Source organism: Paraburkholderia acidicola (assembly GCF_002362315.1).
In the GTDB taxonomy this organism is placed as follows: Bacteria; Pseudomonadota; Gammaproteobacteria; order Burkholderiales; family Burkholderiaceae; genus Paraburkholderia; species Paraburkholderia acidicola.
Window position 1 is genome coordinate 96,523 of sequence record NZ_MTZV01000006.1, and the last position, 19,768, is coordinate 116,290.

At 62.5% G+C, this 19,768-nt stretch carries 18 protein-coding genes; 13 read left to right on the forward strand and 5 right to left on the reverse strand.

Translation table 11 applies throughout. The annotated features are described in order from the left end of the window. Positions 1-10 precede the first annotated feature (10 nt). A complete protein-coding gene (locus BWP39_RS19505) occupies positions 11-991 on the reverse strand; it encodes a LysR family transcriptional regulator (RefSeq protein WP_096723171.1) in 981 nt (326 codons plus the stop codon). A 131-nt stretch (positions 992-1,122) separates the two neighbouring features. On the opposite strand from BWP39_RS19505, the gene BWP39_RS19510 reads away from it, so the two are divergent. The 8 genes from BWP39_RS19510 (at position 1,123) to gnd (ending at position 10,604) form a co-directional block, all read left to right on the forward strand. Next, the gene (locus BWP39_RS19510; RefSeq protein ID WP_096723173.1) at positions 1,123-1,458 is read left to right on the forward strand and encodes an L-rhamnose mutarotase; all 336 of its coding nucleotides are present in this window, start codon (positions 1,123-1,125) and stop codon (positions 1,456-1,458) included. Between the two features lie 24 nt (positions 1,459-1,482). Further along, positions 1,483-2,376, forward strand: coding sequence for an amidohydrolase family protein (locus BWP39_RS19515; RefSeq protein WP_096723175.1), 894 nt, complete (start codon positions 1,483-1,485; stop codon positions 2,374-2,376). A gap of 68 nt (positions 2,377-2,444) precedes the next feature. Then, a complete protein-coding gene (locus BWP39_RS19520) occupies positions 2,445-3,974 on the forward strand; it encodes a sugar ABC transporter ATP-binding protein (RefSeq protein ID WP_096723177.1) in 1,530 nt (509 codons plus the stop codon). After that, positions 3,971-5,026: an ABC transporter permease gene (locus BWP39_RS19525; protein WP_096723179.1), complete on the forward strand. Its 1,056-nt coding sequence runs from the start codon at positions 3,971-3,973 to the stop codon at positions 5,024-5,026. The genes BWP39_RS19520 and BWP39_RS19525 overlap by 4 nt, the downstream gene beginning before the upstream one ends. Continuing rightward, the gene (locus BWP39_RS19530) at positions 5,019-6,026 is read left to right on the forward strand and encodes an ABC transporter permease (RefSeq protein ID WP_096723181.1); all 1,008 of its coding nucleotides are present in this window, start codon (positions 5,019-5,021) and stop codon (positions 6,024-6,026) included. The genes BWP39_RS19525 and BWP39_RS19530 overlap by 8 nt, the downstream gene beginning before the upstream one ends. Positions 6,027-6,156: 130 nt before the next feature. Continuing rightward, positions 6,157-7,176, forward strand: coding sequence for a rhamnose ABC transporter substrate-binding protein (gene rhaS / locus BWP39_RS19535; RefSeq protein ID WP_096723183.1), 1,020 nt, complete (start codon positions 6,157-6,159; stop codon positions 7,174-7,176). A 352-nt stretch (positions 7,177-7,528) separates the two neighbouring features. After that, the gene (tkt, locus tag BWP39_RS19540; protein WP_096723185.1) at positions 7,529-9,607 is read left to right on the forward strand and encodes a transketolase; all 2,079 of its coding nucleotides are present in this window, start codon (positions 7,529-7,531) and stop codon (positions 9,605-9,607) included. Positions 9,608-9,623: 16 nt separating this feature from the next. Next, positions 9,624-10,604, forward strand: a complete 981-nt coding sequence (gene gnd / locus BWP39_RS19545) for a phosphogluconate dehydrogenase (NAD(+)-dependent, decarboxylating) (RefSeq protein WP_096723187.1) — start codon at positions 9,624-9,626, stop codon at positions 10,602-10,604. Between the two features lie 24 nt (positions 10,605-10,628). Here the strand turns inward: gnd and BWP39_RS19550 are convergent, their stop codons facing one another. Beyond that, positions 10,629-11,525: a LysR family transcriptional regulator gene (locus BWP39_RS19550; protein ID WP_096726042.1), complete on the reverse strand. Its 897-nt coding sequence runs from the start codon at positions 11,523-11,525 to the stop codon at positions 10,629-10,631. A gap of 136 nt (positions 11,526-11,661) precedes the next feature. Here BWP39_RS19550 and BWP39_RS19555 point away from each other — a divergent pair, with 136 nt between their 5' ends. The 3 genes from BWP39_RS19555 (at position 11,662) to BWP39_RS19565 (ending at position 12,986) form a co-directional block, all read left to right on the forward strand. Further along, positions 11,662-12,096 carry a VOC family protein gene (locus BWP39_RS19555; RefSeq protein WP_096723189.1) on the forward strand — a complete coding sequence of 145 codons (435 nt, stop codon included), beginning with the start codon at positions 11,662-11,664 and terminating at the stop codon, positions 12,094-12,096. Positions 12,097-12,160: 64 nt separating this feature from the next. Next, positions 12,161-12,529 carry an ArsR/SmtB family transcription factor gene (locus BWP39_RS19560; RefSeq protein ID WP_096723191.1) on the forward strand — a complete coding sequence of 123 codons (369 nt, stop codon included), beginning with the start codon at positions 12,161-12,163 and terminating at the stop codon, positions 12,527-12,529. Continuing rightward, positions 12,483-12,986 (forward strand): SRPBCC family protein, encoded by a 504-nt coding sequence (locus tag BWP39_RS19565; RefSeq protein ID WP_207556971.1) that lies wholly within the window; start codon positions 12,483-12,485, stop codon positions 12,984-12,986. The genes BWP39_RS19560 and BWP39_RS19565 overlap by 47 nt, the downstream gene beginning before the upstream one ends. A gap of 22 nt (positions 12,987-13,008) precedes the next feature. Here BWP39_RS19565 and BWP39_RS19570 read toward each other — a convergent pair whose 3' ends face one another. The 3 genes from BWP39_RS19570 to BWP39_RS19580 all read right to left on the reverse strand — a co-directional run bounded on the left by BWP39_RS19570 (position 13,009) and on the right by BWP39_RS19580 (position 17,341). Further along, the gene (locus BWP39_RS19570) at positions 13,009-13,920 is read right to left on the reverse strand and encodes a spherulation-specific family 4 protein (protein WP_157915159.1); all 912 of its coding nucleotides are present in this window, start codon (positions 13,918-13,920) and stop codon (positions 13,009-13,011) included. Positions 13,921-14,182: 262 nt separating this feature from the next. Continuing rightward, on the reverse strand, positions 14,183-16,192 hold the full coding sequence (locus BWP39_RS19575) for a capsular polysaccharide biosynthesis protein (RefSeq protein WP_096723198.1): 2,010 nt from the start codon (positions 16,190-16,192) through the stop codon (positions 14,183-14,185). Next, a complete protein-coding gene (locus BWP39_RS19580) occupies positions 16,193-17,341 on the reverse strand; it encodes a glycosyltransferase family 4 protein (protein ID WP_096723200.1) in 1,149 nt (382 codons plus the stop codon). A 372-nt stretch (positions 17,342-17,713) separates the two neighbouring features. Between BWP39_RS19580 and cysC the strand changes: the two genes are divergently transcribed. Continuing rightward, the gene (cysC, locus tag BWP39_RS19585; RefSeq protein ID WP_096723202.1) at positions 17,714-18,328 is read left to right on the forward strand and encodes an adenylyl-sulfate kinase; all 615 of its coding nucleotides are present in this window, start codon (positions 17,714-17,716) and stop codon (positions 18,326-18,328) included. Positions 18,329-18,590: 262 nt separating this feature from the next. Next, positions 18,591-19,748: a polysaccharide biosynthesis/export family protein gene (locus BWP39_RS19590; RefSeq protein WP_096723204.1), complete on the forward strand. Its 1,158-nt coding sequence runs from the start codon at positions 18,591-18,593 to the stop codon at positions 19,746-19,748. The last annotated feature ends 20 nt before the right edge of the window (positions 19,749-19,768 follow it).

The following is a 19,768-nucleotide window of genomic DNA, read 5'->3' on the forward strand; positions in this document are numbered from 1 at the left end:
GATGAATCGCTCAATGAGCCGGCGTATGCACAAGCGGTGCGCCGTGCTCGGTATCGAACGGCTGCGAAAAACGCCGCAGCAACCCGACGAAATGTTCGGCCGGTTCCGCGAGCGGTTCGCCCTTGCGCGTGAGGATGCCGAAGCCGGGCAGGCTCTTGCCGATTTCGATCGGCAGCGCGACGAGGAGTTTGCCGCGCACATGGTCGCGCACGACCGATTCCGGCAGCATCGCGATCGCATCGAAATTTTCGAGCAATTGCAGCGTCGCGAAGATCGACGCGCACTCGGTGAGATTGACCGGCGTGGCGAGCCCGGCACGCGCGAGTTCTTCTTCGAACAGCACGCGCGCGGGGCTGGTGATCGGTTGCGCGACCCACGGCCAGTCCATCAGCTCGTGCAGCGCGACGTTGCTGCGAGCAATGAGCGGATGCCGTACGCGTACCACCAGCACAAGCGTTTCGCGTGCCAGCGGCTCGAAGCTGAAATCGTTGTGTTGCAGCGGCGAAGTAAGGCGGCCGAGCGCGAGGTCGACCTCGCGGCGATGCAGCAACTGCACGACCTGGTCGCTGGTTTCGCCGAGTATCCGCACGTTGAGCAGCGGCCGTTCTGTTTTCAGCGAGGCGACGGCCATCGCGAGCAGATCGGGCGCCGCGCCCATGATCGCGCCGACCGTCAGCTGGCCGTGACCGCCGCGGCGCTTGACGTCGAGGTCTTCGGCAAAACGCGTGAGTTCCGCGAGCGCGCGCCGCGCATACGCGAGCGTGACGACGCCGAGCGGCGTGGGCTGCATGCCGCGGGCGTTGCGTTCGAACAGCAGGAAGCCGAATGCTTCTTCGATGTCGCCGAGCATGCGGCTCGCACTCGGTTGCGCGACATTGATGGTGTCGGCGGCTTGATGGACGTTGCGGGTGTCGTCGAGCGCGACCAGCAGCGCAAGGTGCTTGAACTTGAGGCGATTGACGAGAGCGACCGTGGCGGCTTGTCGGTTCATGGGACCTGTGCGATTCGGTTTCTGGATCGCCCAATCCCAACAACGGATTGAGACGCTATCGACCGCGGAATTATAGTCGCTCCAGACGCTTCGTCTATAAGGCGCAGGAGCATGAACGGAGACAGGTTCGCATGGAGACGATCGCTTTCCGGATGGCGCTCAACCCCGGCATGCGCGAAGAGTACGCACGACGGCATCGCGAGATCTGGCCCGAACTGGTCGATGCGCTGCACGAAGCGGGTGTGCACGATTACCGCATCTTCCTCGATGAAGCCAGCGGCGCGTTGTTTGCGGTCCTGACGCGCACCGATCACCACACGATGGACGCGTTGCCCGATCTGCCCGTGATGCGCAAATGGTGGGACATGATGGCCGACATCATGCAGACCGCACACGATCGCACGCCGTTCCAGCAACCGCTCGTGCCGGTATTCGAGCTTCCCGCGCGGCAACCGCTAACCCGCTGAACCGACACCAAAGGAGCGCGCTTCATGCAAGTGGTCGATCCGCATATTCATCTGTGGGACCTGCGTACGCACCGTTACCCGTGGCTCGAGAAGCCCGGCGTGTCGTTCGTCGGCGATGCGCGCGAGTTGCAGCACGACTATCTGCTCGATCATCTGCTGGCGGAGGCGCAGGACATCGAGGTGCTGAAGGTCGTACACGTCGAGGCGAATCACGATCCCGCCGATCCGGTCGAAGAGACGCGCTGGCTGCAGCAGACCGCCGATGCCGACGGTTCGCGCGGCATGCCGAACGCCATCGTCGCGGGGATCGACCTCGCGGCGCCCGACGCACCGGCGGTGCTCGAAGCGCACGCGTCGTTCGCGAATACGCGTGGCGTGCGGCAGATTCTCAACGTGCATCGCGAGAAGCTGTTCGACTACGTGGGCCGGCATTTCATGCGCGAACCGTTGTGGCAGGAGCGTTTTGCACTGCTGCGCCGGTATGACTTGTCGTTTGATCTGCAGGTGTATCCGTCGCAGATGGATGAAGCCGCGGCGCTGGCCCGCGCGCATCCGGACACGCAGTTCGTCCTCAATCATGCGGGCATGTTCGTCGATCGCGACAGCGTGGCGGGGTATCGCGCGTGGCGCGACGGGCTGCGCATGCTGGCCGCGTGCCCGAACGTCGCGGTGAAGATCAGCGGGCTTGCGATGTTCGATCACTACTGGACCGTCGAGAGCCTGCGACCTTACGTGCTCGAAACGCTCGATGCCTTTGGTGTCGAGCGAGCGATGTTTGCATCGAATTTTCCCGTCGACCGGTTGTTTGGCTCGTATCCCGCGCTGTGGCATGCGTATGCCGCGATCGTCGCGGGAGCGAGTGAGACGGAGCGCGCGGCCTTGTTCAGGCATAACGCCGAACGGATTTACCGCATCTGAAGCAGTAGCAAGAAAACTCACAAGAGAAGTGCGATGTATCAGCGTCGCTCTAAGAAGGAGACAAGTCTGTGCAGGAACCGACCACCGCCGTCCCGCGGCTGGAATTAACTCACGCGAGCAAGTCGTTCGGCCGCGTGCGTGCGCTCGCGGACGGCGAACTCGTGCTGCGCAGCGGCGAAGTACATGCGCTGCTCGGCGAGAACGGTGCGGGCAAATCGACGCTCGTGAAAATCCTTGCCGGTGTGCATCGCGCGGACACGGGGGAGTTGCGTATCGACGGGCAGTTGCGCGAATTCGCAAGCCCCGCGCAGGCGCGCGATGCAGGCATCGCCGTGATCTATCAGGAACCGACGTTGTTCTTCGATCTGTCGATTGCCGAAAACATCTATATGGGCCGGCAGCCGGTAGATCGGCTCGGCCGGATTCGCTACGACACGATGCATCGCGAGGTCGATGCGCTGCTCGTGTCGCTCGGCGTCGATCTGCATGCGGACCGGCTGGTGCGCGGTCTGTCGATTGCCGACCAGCAGGTGATCGAGATCGCCAAGGCGCTGTCGCTGAACGCGAACGTGCTGATCATGGACGAGCCGACTGCCGCGCTGTCGCTGCCCGAAGTGGAGCGGTTGTTTGCGATCGTGCGCAAGCTGCGCGAGCGCGATGTCGCGATTCTGTTCATCACGCACCGGCTCGACGAGGTGTTCACGCTCACGCAACACGTGACGATCATGCGCGACGGTGCAAAGGTGTTCGACGCGCCGACCGCCGATCTTGACACGGCCGCGATCGTCGCGAAGATGGTCGGGCGCGATCTCGAGACGTTTTATCCGAAAGCCGACGTCGTACCTGGCGATGTGCGTCTGGCCGTGCGCGGGCTCACGCGAATCGGTGTGTTCAAGGACGTGTCGTTCGACGTGCGCGCGGGCGAAATCGTTGCGCTCGCAGGTCTGGTCGGTGCGGGGCGCAGCGAGGTTGCGCGTGCGATCTTCGGTATCGATCCGCTCGATGCGGGCGATATCCGTATCGCAGGCAAACGGCTCGCGCCGGGACGTCCGGCTGCCGCGGTGCAGGCAGGTCTTGCGCTGGTACCCGAAGACCGCAGGCAGCAGGGTCTCGCGCTCGAACTGAGCATTGCACGCAACGCATCGATGACGGTGCTCGGCAGGCTCGTGCGATTCGGCCTGATCTCCGCGCGAAGCGAAACGGAGCTGGCGACCCGCTGGGGCAAACGCCTGCAACTCAAAGCCGACGATCCTGCCGCCCCGGTCGGCACGCTGTCGGGCGGCAACCAGCAGAAGGTCGTGCTCGGCAAGTGGCTCGCGACGCATCCGCAGGTGCTGATCATCGACGAACCGACGCGCGGCATTGATGTTGGCGCGAAAGCGGAAGTGTATGGCGCGCTCGCCGAACTGGTGCGCGAGGGTATGGCCGTGCTGATGATATCGAGCGAGCTGCCCGAAGTGCTCGGCATGGCCGACCGCATCCTCGTGATGCATGAAGGGCGCATCAGTGCAGAGATCGCACGGGTGGACGCGAGCGAAGAGCGGATCATGAGCGCGGCGCTTGGGCAGTCCGGGGTTCATCTGGGACACGCGGCATGATGCGCGAATCGACCACTCGCCCCGTGGATCTGCGTGCCGATAACCCGGTGCGCGTCCGGCCGCGCGGTGGTTTCGTCGCTGCACTTGCGCAGAGCCGCGAAACGACGCTCTTCGTCGTGCTGATCCTGCTGGTGGCGGGCACCGCGCTCGCACGTCCACAGTTCTTGAATCTGCAGAACCTGCGCGATGTTCTGCTGAACGTGTCGATCATCAGTCTGCTCACCGCCGGCATGACGGTGGTGATCCTGATGCGGCACATCGATCTGTCGGTGGGTTCGACGGTCGGCGTGAGCGCTTATGCAGTGGGTAGCCTGTACGTCGCGTTTCCACATATGCCGGTTGTCGTCGCGCTCGGCGCAGGGCTTGCGATCGGTTTGCTCGCGGGAGCGATCAACGCTGTGCTGGTGGCGATTGGCCGGGTGCCGTCGCTGGTCGCGACGCTGTCGACGCTCTACATCTTTCGCGGCGCCGACTACGCATGGGTACACGGCGGACAGATCAACGCGACGAGTCTGCCCGAAGCATTCTCGCGTCTCGCGACCGGCCGGCTACTCGGCATCCCGACGCTCGCATTGATTGCGGCCGTCGTGCTGGCCGGACTCTCCGTGTACCTGAAGCAGTTTCGCGGCGGCCGCGAACACTACGCGATCGGCTCGAACCCCGAAGCGGCACGGCTGGCAGGTGTCGCCGTCGAGCGTCGCGTGATGACCGGCTTTCTGATCTCCGGTGCGATCGCGGGCTTCGCGGGCGCGCTGTGGCTCGCACGCTTCGGCACCGTCGATGCGAGCACCGCAAAGGGTATCGAACTGCAGGTCGTAGCAGCAGCGGTGGTGGGCAGCGTCGCGATTACCGGCGGCGTCGGCACGATACTCGGCGCGACGCTCGGCGCACTGGTGCTCGGCGTGATCAGCATTGCGCTCGTGGTGCTGCACGTCTCGCCATTCTGGGAGCAGGCGATCGAAGGGGCGTTGATCGTCGTCGCGATCGCCGCCGATACGCTGCTGGCCCGCTCGGTGGCAAAACGCATGATGAGAAAACGCGATCATGGCTAAACCCGATTCCGCATTGAGTACGCGCAAACCGACGGTCCCGTTGCGTTGGGAAACGTTGCTGGTAGTGCTGTTCGTTTTGTCGCTGGTGCTCGGGCGCGTGTTGTCGCCGGAGTTTCTGAGCGGCGCGAATCTCGGCAACGTGCTGGCCGATCTGACTGAAGTCGCACTGATGGCGCTGCCGATGACACTCATCATCGTCGCCGCCGACATCGACCTGTCGGTTGCGTCGGTACTCGGTGCATCGAGCGCGCTGATGGGCGTGCTCTGGCACATGGGCCTGCCGATGCCGCTTGTGATCGCGCTAGTACTGGTGGCGGGCGCGCTTGCAGGTCTGTTGAACGGGCTCGTGATCGTCAAGCTGAACCTGCCGTCGCTTGCGGTGACGATCGGCACGCTCGCGTTGTTTCGCGGGCTTGCCTATGTGCTGCTCGGCGATCAGGCCGTCGCTGACTTTCCGCCGGGCTATACCGCGTTCGGCATGAATGCACTTGGCGCAACGTTTATTCCACTGCCGTTCGTGATCGTGATCGTTTGCGCGGTGGTGTTTACCGTGCTGCTGCAGGCCACCGCGTTTGGTCGCAGTCTCTTCGCGATCGGCGCGAATCCGACGGCCGCGGCGTTCTCCGGTATCGATGTCGCGAAAGCGCGGCTGCGCCTCTTCGTGCTGTCGGGCACGGTCAGCGCGCTGGCTGGCATCGTTTATACGCTGCGTTTTACGAGTGCGCGTGGCGACAACGGCGAGGGCTTCGAACTGTCCGTGATTGCGGCGGTGCTGTTCGGCGGCGTGAGCATCTTCGGCGGACGTGGATCGATGGTCGGTGTGCTGCTGTCGCTGCTGATCGTCGGTGTGTTGCGCAATGCGCTGACGCTCGTCGATGTATCGAGCGAAGTGCTGACGATCGTGACCGGTGCGTTGCTGCTCGCGTCGGTGCTGATTCCGAATCTGGCAGCACGCTGGCGGGCGCGGCGTGACCGACGGTTTATCGCGGGGGCGACTTGATGGGCAACGACGCTGGCAGGGCGCCGAATAGTACGACATAGAGCACGACATGAAGCACGACACGCAGCACGGCAGGTAACGACATCACAACTTCGGACCCACGTCCGATTATCAGGAAGAGGAGACACTCATGTTGAAACCATTGCGTCATATAGGCACGGCGGCGGCCAGCGCGGCGCTCTGTGCGCTGCTGCTCGGCCTGAGCACAACGGCCGTGGCGGCCGGCATCAAGGACGGCCTGAAAATCGCGTTCCTGCCCAAGCAGATCAACAACCCCTACGAGGTGATCGCCGACGACGGCGGCCTCGCCGCGATCAAGGAGTTCAAGGGCGAAGGCAAGGTAGTGGGGCCATCGGATGCAGGCGCGTCGTCGCAGGTGCAGTACATCAACACGCTGATCACGCAGCGGCAGAACGCGATCGTGATCGCCGCAAACGATGAAAACGCGGTCGTGCCGTACCTGAAGAAAGCGATGTCGCAAGGCATCAAGGTCGTCACGTTCGATTCCGATACCGCAGCCGACGGCCGTCAGATCTTCGTCAACCAGGCAAACGCGGAAGGCATTGGCCGCGGCCAGATCCAGCTCGTCTCGAAGCTGATGGGCGGCGAGGGCGAGTTCGCGATCCTGTCGGCGACGCCGAACGCGACGAACCAGAACACGTGGATCAAGTGGATGCAGGAGGAGCTGAAGAAGCCCGAGTACGCGAAGATCAAGCTCGTGAAGATCGCGTACGGCAACGACGACGACCAGAAGTCGTTTGTCGAGACCCAAGGTTTGTTGCAGGCGTATCCGAACCTGAAGGCGATCGTTTCGCCGACGACGGTCGGCATCGCGGCGGCGGCCCGCTATATCTCGACGTCGTCGAGCAAGGGCAAGGTCGCCGTGACCGGGCTCGGCACGCCGAACCAGATGCGCGCGTTCGTCAAGAACGGCACCGTGCAGGCGTTCCAGTTGTGGGACCCGGGTCAACTCGGTTATCTGGCAGCCTACGCCGCGGCGGGTCTCGCGTCGGGCACGATCACGGGCAAGGAAGGGGAATCGTTCGATGCGGGCAAGCTCGGCAAGCGGACCATCGGCCCGAAGGGTGAGGTGATCCTCGGACCGCCCACCACCTTCGACGCAACCAATATCGACAACTTCAACTTCTAGCCGCACGCACAGCTGCCGCGTATGAAAGCGCCCCACGGGGCGCTTTTCTTTTGGCCGCCGCGCCGCGCATTGCAAGCCGCCAGAAAGCTGACACAGGATCGACATCGCGCGCTTTCACACTGAACCGCGCACCGGCAAGTTTTTCCATCCGCTCGACCGTTTTGCGAAGTCTTCCAGGTAATAAGCCGCTCGCTGAACGGCGTGCCCACCCGGTTGCCGCTGCACTGAGCAGGCCGGTGCGCAGTTTACGCACCCGTTCCGGAACATGGCATTACACTTGCTCGGTTACTCCGCTTGTCCTGACGCGATCCAGTCGCGCCGCCCGGTTACAAGACGTCAAAGGAGTTGCAGCATGCCGAACCCACCCACCGATCTCGATCGTCTTTCTATCGACACCATCCGCACCCTCGCGATGGATGCAGTACAGAAGGCCAACTCCGGCCATCCCGGCACCCCGATGGCACTCGCGCCAGTCGGCTATCACCTGTGGCAGGAACATCTGCGCTACGACCCGGCCGAACCGCTGTGGCCAAATCGCGACCGCTTCGTGCTGTCGGTTGGGCACGCATCGATGCTGCTGTATTCGCTGCTGCATCTGACCGGTGTGCAGGCCGTCGACGAAGCCGGTCGGCCGAACGGCTCACCCGCCGTGTCGCTCGATGACATCAAGCAGTTCCGCCAGCTCGACAGCGTGACGCCCGGCCACCCCGAATACCGCATGACCACCGGCGTCGAGACGACCACCGGCCCGCTCGGCCAGGGGCTCGGCAATAGCGTCGGCATGGCGATGGCTGCGCGCTGGTACGAGTCGCACTTCAATCAACCCGATGCGACGCTGTTCGACTACCACGTCTATACGCTGTGCGGCGACGGCGACATGATGGAAGGCATTTCGCATGAAGCGGCATCGATTGCCGGACACCTGAAGCTGTCGAACCTGATCTGGATTTACGACAGCAACCGCGTCACGATCGAAGGCCATACCGATCTCGCGTACAGCGACGACGTCGAAACGCGTTTTCGCGGCTACCACTGGAACACGCTGCATGTCGCCGATGCCAACGATGCCGCCGCACTCGGCGCCGCGCTCACGCAGGCCAAAGCGAATACGGACAAACCGACGTTGATCGTCGTGCACAGCATCATCGGCTGGGGCGCGCCGCACAAGCAGGACACGTCGGCGGCACACGGCGAACCGCTCGGCGTCGAAGAGATCAAGCTGGCCAAGCGCTTTTACGGCTGGCCCGAAGATTCGAGTTTTCTCGTGCCGGACGGCGTCTACGCGCACTTCCAGCAGGGGATCGGCACACGTGGCAAGGCGGCGCGCGAACAATGGCAGGCGTCTTTCGAAGCCTATGCCGCGAAGTACCCCGCGCTAGCCGAAGAATTCCGCGCAATCGAGGCGCACACGCTACCCGAAGGCTGGGACGCCGATATCCCGACGTTCGATGCGGACGAAAAGGGCATCGCCTCGCGCGATTCGTCGGGCAAGGTGCTCAACGCGATTGCGAAGCGCCTGCCGTGGATGATCGGCGGATCCGCCGACCTGTCGCCTTCGACGAAGACCGACATGAAGTTCGAAGGCGCCGGCAGTTTCGAAGCGGACAACTACGCCGGACGCAACCTGCACTTCGGGATTCGCGAGCATGTGATGGGCTCGATTGCCAACGGCCTCGCACTGTCGAACCTGCGGCCCTACGGCTCGACGTTCCTGATTTTCAGCGACTACATGAAGCCGCCGATCCGCCTGTCCGCGATCATGGAAGTCAACGTCGTCTACGTCTTCACACACGACTCGATCGGTGTCGGCGAAGACGGTCCGACGCACCAGCCGATCGAACAGCTCGCGTCGTTGCGTGCAGTGCCCGGTCTCACGACGCTGCGCCCAGGTGATGCGAACGAAGTTGCCGAAGCATGGCGCGTCGCGTTGTCGAACCCGCGCGTGCCGGCCTGCATCGTCGTGTCGCGCCAGGCGCTGCCCACGTTCGACCGCACGAAATACGCGGCTGCCAGTGGCGTCCGGCGCGGCGCGTATGTGCTTGCGGACGCGCCCGATGGCCGCAAACCGGAAGTGATCCTGATGGGCACCGGCAGCGAAATGTCGCTGTGCGTCGGCGCGTATGAGAAGCTGAAGAGCGAAGGCATCGCGGCGCGCGTCGTGTCGATGCCGTCGTGGGACATCTTCGAGAAGCAGGATGACGCGTATAAAGAGTCGGTGCTGCCTGCCGCCGTCGACGCGCGGGTTGCAGTCGAACAGGCAGGCGTACTCGGTTGGGATCGCTACGTGGGCCGCACTGGCTCGCTGATCGCGATGCATACATTCGGCGCGTCGGCGCCGCTGAAGGCGCTGCAAACGAAGTTCGGCTTTACGCCGGAGCGCGTCTACGAAGCGGCGAAGCAGCAGCTCGCGCGGGTTCGGCAATCCAGTTAACGAGGGAGGCGACATTATGCAGATCGGTATCGTGGGATTGGGACGGATGGGCGGGAACATCGGCCGTCGGTTGATGCGCAACGGGCATACGTGCGTGGTCTACGATCACAGCCCGGAAGCCACCGAGGCGCTCGTGAAAGAAGGTGCAACGGGTTCAAGCGACCTGGGTAACCTGGTGAAGGGGCTGGCGACGCCGCGCGTGATCTGGTTGATGCTGCCAGCTGGCAAGATCACCGAAGACACGCTGAACGACCTGTACCCGATCCTGAGCCCTGACGATGTTGTTATCGATGGTGGCAACAGCTTCTACAAGGACGACATCCGTCGTGCGGTGCGGTTTAAGGAGAAGGGCATTCACTACGTCGACGTTGGGACGTCGGGCGGTGTGTGGGGTCTCGAGCGCGGCTACTGCATGATGATCGGCGGCGAAGTGGACGTGGTGCACCGGCTCGATCCGATCCTCTCGACGCTCGCGCCGGGTGCCGGCAATGTGCCGCTCACGCCTGGCCGCGAAGGCCGCGATGCGCGCGTGCAGAACGGCTATATGCACACCGGGCCGACCGGCTCGGGCCACTTCGTGAAGATGGTCCACAACGGCATCGAGTACGGGTTGATGCAGGCTTATGCGGAAGGCTTCGACATCCTGAAGCACAAGGCATCGACGGAATTGCCCGAGAACGAACGCTTCAGCCTCGATCTCGCCGATGTGGCCGAAGTGTGGCGACGCGGCAGTGTCGTGTCGTCGTGGTTGCTCGATCTCACGGCCGGCGCGCTGGCGAAAGACGGTGCGCTCGGCAATTATTCGACCGAAGTGGCGGACAGCGGCGAAGGGCGCTGGACGATCGAAGCCGCGATCGAAGAGGCGGTGCCGGCGCAGGTGTTGTCGGCGGCGTTGTATACGCGGTTTCGTTCGCGTGACGACGAGTCGTTTGCCGAGCGCATGCTCTCGGCGATGCGCTTCGGCTTCGGCGGGCATCACGAGTTTTCGCCGAAGTAACGGCGTCAATTTTTGGGCAGGGTGTTATCGCCGGCGATTTTTGCCGGCGAGCGCCTGCGCGGCCTCTGCGATGCACTCGCCGAGCCGCGCCGCAGGTGCTTCAGTAGCACGGCGCCTGCGCTCCACCAGCACGATCTCGCGCTCGAACGTCTCGCCACCGAGCGCGAGCGCCTTGACCGTACGCGGCAACGTACCGAACGCGGCCGCCAGCGGCACGAGCGCGACGCCCGCGCCGCGCGCCACCAGTTGCACGATCCCCAGCAGTTCGTCGAGTTCGATCGATTCGGACACGTTCACGCGTAGCCGCCGCAGAAATCGATCGACCTGACCACCGCCGAACGAACGTCGGTCATAACGAATGAACGGCTCGGACGCGAGCAATTCCCGCCACGGCCGGCGTGCGAGCCGCGCGGGCACGAGCAGCACGAACGGCTCCGTGACGAGCGTCCGGCATTCTAGGTCGGGCGGCAGCGAGAACGGCGGCTTGATGATGACGGCGAGATCGAGTTCGCCGGCATCGACCTGACCGAGCAGGTTCAGCGATACGCCTGGTACGATGCGCAGCCGCCAGCCCGGCCAGTCGTGACGAAAATTTGCCAGTGCGTCGGCCATGAAGGTGGGCTGGACGGACGCGATTGCGCCGACTGTCAGCGTGCCGCCGCGCTCGGCTGCGGGCGTAGCCTGGCCACCGAGCTGCGCGTACAAAGACAACAGATCGTCAGCAAGGGCGAGCGTTTCGCGGCCGGCGTCGTTGAGCGTCGCCGAGCGGCCGGTACGATCGAACAGCGCAAAACCGAGGTTCTTTTCGAGCCGCTGCATCTGCGCGCTGACCGCCGACTGTGTCAGCCCGATCCGCTCGCCAGCCGCAGCGAAGGTGCCGTGCTGCGCCACGGCGACGAAGGTTTTGAGTTCCCGGAGCATCGTGTATTCATCGATTTTGTTGGTGGTCAGGTTGAAAATATATCGCTTTTCAGCAATTTTGTTCATACATAAACTGGCTGTCATTGACTCCGCCCGGAGTTACAGATCACTCCCCACCGCTACCAGGATCTTCGACATGAGCGATTCCACCGCTACCATTCCGCCGTTCCATCTGGCGTTTCCGGTTCACAGCCTTGCGGCTGCACGCGAGTTCTACGGCGATCTGCTCGGTTGCCCCGAAGGGCGCAGCTCGCCGGAGTGGGTGGACTTCGATTTCTACGGGCACCAGATCGTCGCGCATCTCGCGCCCGAAGAAGCGGGCCATCGCGCGACGAACGCGGTCGACGGCCATGCCGTGCCGGTGCGACATTTCGGCGTCGTGCTGTCGGTGCCGCAGTGGCAGACGCTGGCGGACAAGCTGAAGGCCGCGAACACCGCGTTCGTGATCGAGCCGCATATCCGCTTCAAGGGCGAAGTCGGCGAACAGGCGACGATGTTCTTCCTCGATCCGTCGGGTAACGCGGTCGAGATCAAGGCGTTTGCGAATATGGCGTCGTTGTTTGCGAAGTGAAGAACTAGCACGCGCTGACGCCCACAGCTTTCCTTTCCACCACATTGAGTCTATAGTTAGCCGTATGGCTAACTATCAGGCTGGCGTCAGCGACATCTTCCACGCACTCTCCGATCCCACTCGTTGCGCGATCGTCAGTGCGCTCTGCCGGGGCGAGCAGGCGGTATCCGTGCTGGCGGCGCCGTTCGACATGGCGCTGCCGTCGTTCATGAAGCATGTTTCGTTGCTCGAGCGCAGTGGCCTGATCCGGACACGAAAGGCAGGGCGCACGCGTACCTGCGAGCTGATGCAAGGCAGATTGTCGGAAGCCGAGCAATGGATAGCCGGTCAGCGAGCCATATGGGAAGCGCGATCCGACCGCATGGTCGATTTCGTCGAACGTCTTCATGAAGAGGAGCAACCTCGTGCCAGCAAACCCCGCCGATCACGCTGAAACCAGCGACCTCGTCATCTCCCGCGTGCTGCGCGCGCCGCGCACCGCGTTGTGGCGCGCCTGGACGGAACCCGACCTGCTCAAGGAATGGTGGTGCCCGCGACCGTGGACCACCGAAGTGCTCGCTTTCGATCTGCGATCAGGCGGCGCATTCCACACCTACATGCGCGGCCCCGATGGCGGCACGAGCGACAACCCCGGTTGCTTTCTCGAGATCGTGCCGCAAGCACGCCTCGTGTTCACGTCGATGCTCACCGCGCAGTGGCGGCCCAATACGCCGTGGCTCGGTTTCACCGGGATCATCACGATGGCCGACGAAGGCGAGGGCAGTCGCTACGAGGCGCGCGTCATGCATCCGGACAATGCGACGCGCGAGCGCCACGAGGCACTTGGGTTCTTCGATGGCTGGAACACCTGCATCACGCAACTCGACGATTTCGCGTCGACGTTGCGTTGAGCAGGGAATTGTCGCGATCCATCTAGTTGTGGCTTAACGTATTCGCGTAGGTGACTTCCGAGTTGAGATAGCTCGGCATTTGCGCCCACGGGTTGAGCGAGGTTCCGACCATGTACGCATCGGTTGCATCGACATACCCTGCATAGCGTTGAAGCGCTGTATCGAGCACGGAAGACCAGCGGGCCTGGCTGGTGTTGTAGACCAGATGCCAGAAGCTCGTCGAATCGTACTGCGTGCCCAGCGCATATGCGCCGTTGACGATGACATTGCCGCCGACCCAGCCATACTTCCAGCCGACATCGACGGCATTGGTCATGTAGTGATCGGCGGTATCTTCGAACGTCACGAACACGTCCGCCGCGCGATGTGCAGGATCGAGGTAGCAGTCGTTGACGGCGGTTCCGATGTTGATCACTGCAAGGCTCTGCGCGCTGGCGGGGAATTTCGACCAGACGTATTCGCGCAACGTGCGGTAGTAGTCGCGGTATTGCATCGAACCGGCGGTCGGGCCGCAACTGGCGATACCTTCATCGAAGAAGATGCCGTCGTAATGAACCGCGCCGTTACGCGGCGCAAGATACCGGTCGATACTGGCTTCGACATCCGCGACGGACCGTGCGCCGTGAGTGGTGTGCACATAACCAATCACCTTGACGTGCTCGCCGCTCGCAGTAGTCCTGGCTCGCAGGAGGTCGGCATCGTGGTCGATAATGGATTCGTCGGCGTCGCCATTGGCGATGTTCACGATGACGATAGACGGCGGTACGGGCATCTTCACCGGGTCTTCCATCGTCGTGAGGAAAGGGTCGCCGGGAAAGACATAGGCTGGCACCGCGACTTCGATGCCGCCGGTTTGGGCGGCCATCGTGAGGCCCGGGAAAGTCAATCCCGTGGCACTCAGTGCGCATAGAGCGACTGCTGCAGTTTTATTCATGAGTGGTTTCATCCGGAAGAAGCGCCACAAGGGTGGCTGGAAAATCGGGGCACACATCGAAACCATTCTGGCTGACGAGGCGCCGCGCGATGCGGATGTTTGACAATCTGTTACGTTTGGCCGGTGCTATTCGATGCAATCCGCGATTCAACCCGTGCTACGCAGCATCTTCCATGCGGACAGCATCATTCGCACGACGAGCAACAAGCTTGATTGCCGATCTTGACCGGGCGCGTTATTTCGAACGCTAACGACGCGCTTGTCAGGACCGGTGCGTAGAGCTATTCCGGTAACGCCATGACACGTGCCGGATCGCATTGCGGGTCCAACGGAATGCCTTGAGCAACGGTCGCATACGATTGCCGCGTACTCGTTCGAGCGGACGGGCAGCCTTTACCGCCAGTTGCTCGACGACCGCTTCCGGCGTCGTGAACAGACGCGTGCGCCACTCCCAGTAGAGCGGGTAACGCAGCAGCACGCCCGCGCACAGCATGTCCAGCGTCAGCGTGCGCTCGCGCCACGGCAGCGGCGCGAGCGCGTCGTGCGTCAGGCCCCAGCCGGCGTAGAAAGGCAGCCCGTAGGTGAAGACCGCTTTGCCGCGCAGCAGAGCGTCGAAACCGGCGAGCGACGATAGCGTGTGGACTTCATCGGCGGCATCGACGAGCGACAACAGATCCGCCTCCGTATCGACCACGTCTGCGAGTTGTTGTGCATCGATCAAACCGTTGCGATTGCCTGAGAGCACGTCGGGATGCGGCTTGTAGACCACGAATGCATCGGGGCGCAGCTTGCGTACTTCGCGCAGCAACGCGTCGGCGGTGACGATGGCGCGTGTGCCGAGGCGGATCGACGCGTCGTCCGCGACCTGGCCCGGCACCAGCACGACCTGTTTGCCGGTGGGCGCGGCCCAGGTGGGACGGCGCCGCCCAAGGTTGTATTTGGTCACGCCGAGTGCGACGACCCGATCGCGCAGCGCGGCGGCGCGCGCGAGTTCGGATTCGTCGAAGAGCGTTTCGTTGAGCAGCACGCTCAAATCGCTGGGCTGGCTCGCGTCGAAGTAGAGGCCACGGCGGTCGATCACCTGACTGCGCGGCGCGATCATGTCGGAGCCGAGACCCGTCGAATGAAAGAAGCCGTCTTCGATCCGGACGCGGCGAACCTCGGGTGCGAGACCGTCTGCGCTGCGCGCGCCCCACAGCACGGCACATTCGTTGGCCTGTAGCGATTGCGGCTCATTCGTCCAGCGCAATGCCGCGCCGCCTGCGGTCACGAACGGTGTGGCGAATGGCCGTTTCCACCACTGGAACCGAATGCCCGCAACGTGCCGCAGATCCGCAAAGCGCCGTTGAACTGCGTGCTGCAATTCGATGCTGTCGAGCAGATCATCGAGCGTACCGGGCGTGAGCGTGGCGGGATTCAGGTAGCGCGCGAAGCGCACGAAAACGGCCTCGAACAAGGCCGCGAGCGTGGGCCGCGCGGTGCGGTTGGGCAAGCGCAGATCGTCGTCGGTGAGACCCCAGCCCGCGTAGTACGGCGCGCCGAATACATGTACCGGTATGCCAGCGAGGAGCGCGTGCATGCCCTCGGATGCACCGAGCGTATAGACGTGGTCGATGTGAGGGAGGGCGGCATGCAACGATTCGTGAGCGCCGAGCTGTTTTATATCCGACGCTGTACCGTTGACCGACGACGAGAGCCAGCGTCCCGAGCCCGAATCATCCGATTGTCCGATCCAGAATTCGGCATCCGGATGCGCGGTGCGCGCGATATTCAGCATGCGCGTGAAGGCATGTTGGGAATTGCGACATGCCACTGCTGCACCGAGGCCCGTCGAGTGTGTGCGCTCGTCGATCAGCAGGACGCGTGGGGCGGTACGCGGTTCAAGCAAGGCAGCAGGACAATCGGTCTGCCGACAGCGCAGCGTGCCTGCCTGGCTATCGAGCACACGTTGCATCAGCCGCTGTATTTCCGCCGGGTTGTCGGTGTTTTGCGCGTGTTCGATTGATGAATTCAGCAGCATGGCAAACGCATCAGCGCCTGCATTGGCCACCGGTGCGACGAACCACGACAGCATCGGCGTGCCCGATGGTCCGCGCGACCACAGCGGCCCGGGCCAGGCCACGCTTAACTGCTTTCCGGCGAGACGACACGCGCGCAAGGCGAGACGCCCGGGCCAACGGTCGATCCACGGATGTGCCGAGCGGCCAGCCAGCCAGTTCAGCGAGCGCCAGCCACGCGTGATGCTGCGCAGGTCGGTGGCCGGGCGCGCCATTTAACGCAGCGTCTCGAGAAAACGATCGACGCGTTCGAAATGCTCCGCCCACGTCGGTTCGCGAAATCGCTCGATGCGCTTCAGTTGCGCGCTGCGCTCAGGGCTGTCCGCCTGCGTGTAGGCGTGGATGCGCGCGAGCCAGCCGGGGCCGTCGAGCGGGTCGAGATAGTCGGGAATGTCGTCGGCGATCTCGTGAAACACGTCAAGGTTGCTGGCGAGGACCGGCACATTGAGCGCAAGCGCTTCGGCGAGCGGCATGCCGTAACCCTCGACAAACGATGGAAACAGCAGCGCCTGAGCGTGCTGAAGATAGGCATGAAGCCGGTCGTCGGAACAGTGTGCCTCTTCGATCACGACGTCCTGCAGGATCTCGCACCGCTCGAGCATATCCACGACGTTTTCGCATTCCCAACCGCGCCGACCGATGACCACGAGCCTCGGTGCGGCAGTGCCGAGCTGCTCAACGAGCCGCCGCCAGACGTGCAGCATGAACCAGTGGTTCTTGCGAGGCTCGATGGTGCCGAGCATGACGAAGTAAGGCTCGGGAAGCGGGCGCGAGGCGAGCGGGCGCTGCGTGACACCGGAGGCCAGATGGGCAACGACGCTCGGCGGAAGCGGCAGGTTCACGTGACGTGCTTCGGCGGCGAGCGAGTCGAGCGTGGCCTGCGAATTCACGATCAGACCGCTCGCGTGCTTTAGCGCGGTATGCATGCGCAGCCGGTGCGCCGTGTCGACACCGGGGCGGCAGTACTCGGCGTGAGTCAACGGGATCAGGTCGTGAACCATGAAGACCGGGCGAATCTCGCGCTTTGACATCGCGCGGTAGTAACGCTCGAATTCCATCCCGTTGTGACTGGTATGGAACAGCACGCCATTAAAACGGCTTTCTCGCAGGCGATTGATACATGCGCGCACAACTAAAGCGCGGATGGCATTTCGATTGCGAATCGATGAGAGCAGCCAGGCGAACACCTGCTGGGAATCCCGCTCCGTCAGCACCGTGGAAACGCCGCGCTCGCTAAGGACAGCGCGCGCCCGGGAGCCGTACTTTTGGATATAGGCCAGACCGACACGATCGACGCCAGTGGGTAAAAGGCCGTCGTAAAGGCGTGTGAGGAGGCGTGTGACGTCCAGGAAGATGGTTGACACGGGAGGTGCGGTGCGTTCTGCAATGCGTTCTTTTACAGGCCGCGGTGCAGATGTTTTGGTCTTCCACAAGTGGTTATTTTCTTACAGCGCGCCATTCTACCCGAGTACATGAGAGAATTCGCGCCGGCATTTTGTAATGTTTCGGTAAGACCCTGGTTAGTTCGCTATTCCGTGGACGGGTGTCGATGCGGGAGAAGTTCAGGGTTGGTCGGACAAACGGAAATTGCCGACGCAGCGCTGCTATCGCTTCAACTGAAACCCTCTACGAAGATTATGTCGGGGTTATCCCGAGATTTTGTCGGTATAGGATTGAGCGATGAAAATTTAACAATGCGCGCTGCGGATACTAACTAATACAACTGTCTGCACGTGATGGATACACGCTACACCTGCCCCGCAGACCCCAATGCCGTTCTGGCTGCCGGGGTGCCGCCAGCATTAATGAAGCGCCAGCGTCCGCTGGTCGTCTGGTTGACCGGTATGTCCGGGGCGGGCAAGTCGACTTTGGCACGCCTGCTCGACAAGGATCTTCGTGCCGGCGGGCTTCATACGTTCATCCTGGATGGCGACGATCTGCGCCGTGGGCTGAACAACGATCTGGATTTCTCCGACGCCGGCCGCCACGAAAGCATCCGGCGGGCCGCTGAAGTCGCGCGACTGATGGTCGATGCGGGCGTGACCGTCATTGCTTCCCTCATCTCGCCGTTTCGGGCGGACCGGGACGCGGCACGAGCGTTGTTCGCGAACGGGCAGTTTATCGAGGTGCATGTCGACGCCCCGCTAGAGGTGGTCGAGGCGCGCGATGTCAAAGGGCTCTATAAGAGGGCGCGAGAGGGCGAGCTGAAGAAGTTCACCGGTGTCGATTCGCCTTATGAGCCGCCGGTTGCGCCGGAGTTGCGTTTGAATACCGACAAACTGTCTCCCGAGAATGCGCTGTTGCAGATACTTCTCGCGATTGGAATGCCGGCGGATTGCACCAGGTTGTAGCGCACATACTGTCGCGTTTAACAAGGGGCTTGCCGGTCGCATGTGCCAAATTGCATGTGCCAATTGTTACGCACGTTTGACGTTTGCCTGCGTTGATATGTTTCACCGGTTATAGCGGCGAAGTCGGCGCGGCAGCTTTACAACCCGGCTTGCCAGTGTCGTTTTTTGAATCTTGCGTGTGGTTTTTTTATTTTGCCGTGTCATTTATCCAGGCCGCATGAGACAATTCGCACCAAACTAAATTGACCAACCTGTGCAATAAATGTCTCGTCGTGTAATTTTCACCGTAGCCGTCTTCGGCGCGGTTTTGCTTGGCGCCTGCTCAAGCATTCCTACTTCGGGGCCGAGTAGTTCGCAGATTAACAATGCTGCGGCTCCAGCTAATCCTTCGGGCATCCAGATCGTGGATGTGACCGACGACGTCGCGCGCAAACTCTTTGCGGAGCGCAGCGTCGGTGATTTTTCTGCGACCTTGGGCAGCAATACGTTATTCCAGCAGCAGCTCGGTGTGGGGGACACGATCGAAGTATCGATCTGGGAAGCGCCGCCCGCCACGCTGTTTGGCGCCGCGCAAATGGATACGAAGGGCGGTACGACCAATGCGCGCGTGACGGTGCTGCCGGAACAGACGATCGACGGTAGCGGCAAGATCAACGTGCCGTTTGCCGGTGAATTGCAGGCGGTGGGGCGCACGCCGGCGCAATTGCAGCGCGATATCACGGCGCGCCTGAAGAATATTGCTCACGATCCGCAGGTGCTGGTGAAGCTGTCGCGCAATGCGACTTCATACGTGACCGTTGTGGGTGATGTGGCTAGCAGCAACCGGATGCCGCTTAGCGCGCGTGGCGAGCGTCTGCTCGATGCGCTGGCTTTTGCGGGCGGTGTTAAACAACCGGTCGACAAGATTACGCTTCAGGTGACGCGTGGCGACACGGTGGCTTCCTTGCCGCTGGAAACGGTGATTCGCGATCCGCGCCAGAATGTGCCGCTGCATGCCGGGGATGTCGTGACGGCGCTGTTTCAGCCGTATAGCTTTACGTCGCTTGGGGCGACTGGCAAGAACGAGGAAATCAACTTCGAGGCGCAGGGGATTACGCTGGCTCAGGCGTTGGCTCGCGCTGGAGGGTTGCAGGATTCCCGGTCGGATGCGCAGGGGGTTTTTATTTTCCGGCTTGAGGATGCTAAGGCTTTGGCCTGGCCTACGTCTCCGGTACGCACTACTGCTGACGGTAAGGTGCCGGTCGTTTATCGCGTGAATTTGCGGGACCCGAATTCGTTCTTTGTTGCGCAGAGCTTCATGATGGATAACAAGGATCTGCTGTATGTGTCGAATGCGCCGATCGCCGAGGTTCAGAAGTTCTTGAATGTGGTGTTCTCGGTGGCGTATCCGGTGATTACGGGGGTTCAGACGTTTAGGTAGAGGGTCTATTAATGACTCTC

Coding starts and splice junctions, on each gene's coding strand:
- BWP39_RS19560 (WP_096723191.1), top strand. CDS start 12,161: ATGGCTAACTATCAGGCTGGCGTCAGCGACATCTTCCACGCACTCTCC.
- rhaS (WP_096723183.1), top strand. CDS start 6,157: ATGTTGAAACCATTGCGTCATATAGGCACGGCGGCGGCCAGCGCGGCG.
- BWP39_RS19590 (WP_096723204.1), top strand. CDS start 18,591: ATGTCTCGTCGTGTAATTTTCACCGTAGCCGTCTTCGGCGCGGTTTTG.
- tkt (WP_096723185.1), top strand. CDS start 7,529: ATGCCGAACCCACCCACCGATCTCGATCGTCTTTCTATCGACACCATC.
- BWP39_RS19530 (WP_096723181.1), top strand. CDS start 5,019: ATGGCTAAACCCGATTCCGCATTGAGTACGCGCAAACCGACGGTCCCG.
- BWP39_RS19550 (WP_096726042.1), bottom strand. CDS start 11,525: ATGCTCCGGGAACTCAAAACCTTCGTCGCCGTGGCGCAGCACGGCACC.
- BWP39_RS19565 (WP_207556971.1), top strand. CDS start 12,483: ATGAAGAGGAGCAACCTCGTGCCAGCAAACCCCGCCGATCACGCTGAA.
- BWP39_RS19575 (WP_096723198.1), bottom strand. CDS start 16,192: ATGGCGCGCCCGGCCACCGACCTGCGCAGCATCACGCGTGGCTGGCGC.
- BWP39_RS19505 (WP_096723171.1), bottom strand. CDS start 991: ATGAACCGACAAGCCGCCACGGTCGCTCTCGTCAATCGCCTCAAGTTC.
- BWP39_RS19510 (WP_096723173.1), top strand. CDS start 1,123: ATGGAGACGATCGCTTTCCGGATGGCGCTCAACCCCGGCATGCGCGAA.
- BWP39_RS19555 (WP_096723189.1), top strand. CDS start 11,662: ATGAGCGATTCCACCGCTACCATTCCGCCGTTCCATCTGGCGTTTCCG.
- BWP39_RS19525 (WP_096723179.1), top strand. CDS start 3,971: ATGATGCGCGAATCGACCACTCGCCCCGTGGATCTGCGTGCCGATAAC.
- cysC (WP_096723202.1), top strand. CDS start 17,714: ATGGATACACGCTACACCTGCCCCGCAGACCCCAATGCCGTTCTGGCT.
- BWP39_RS19515 (WP_096723175.1), top strand. CDS start 1,483: ATGCAAGTGGTCGATCCGCATATTCATCTGTGGGACCTGCGTACGCAC.
- gnd (WP_096723187.1), top strand. CDS start 9,624: ATGCAGATCGGTATCGTGGGATTGGGACGGATGGGCGGGAACATCGGC.
- BWP39_RS19570 (WP_157915159.1), bottom strand. CDS start 13,920: ATGAATAAAACTGCAGCAGTCGCTCTATGCGCACTGAGTGCCACGGGA.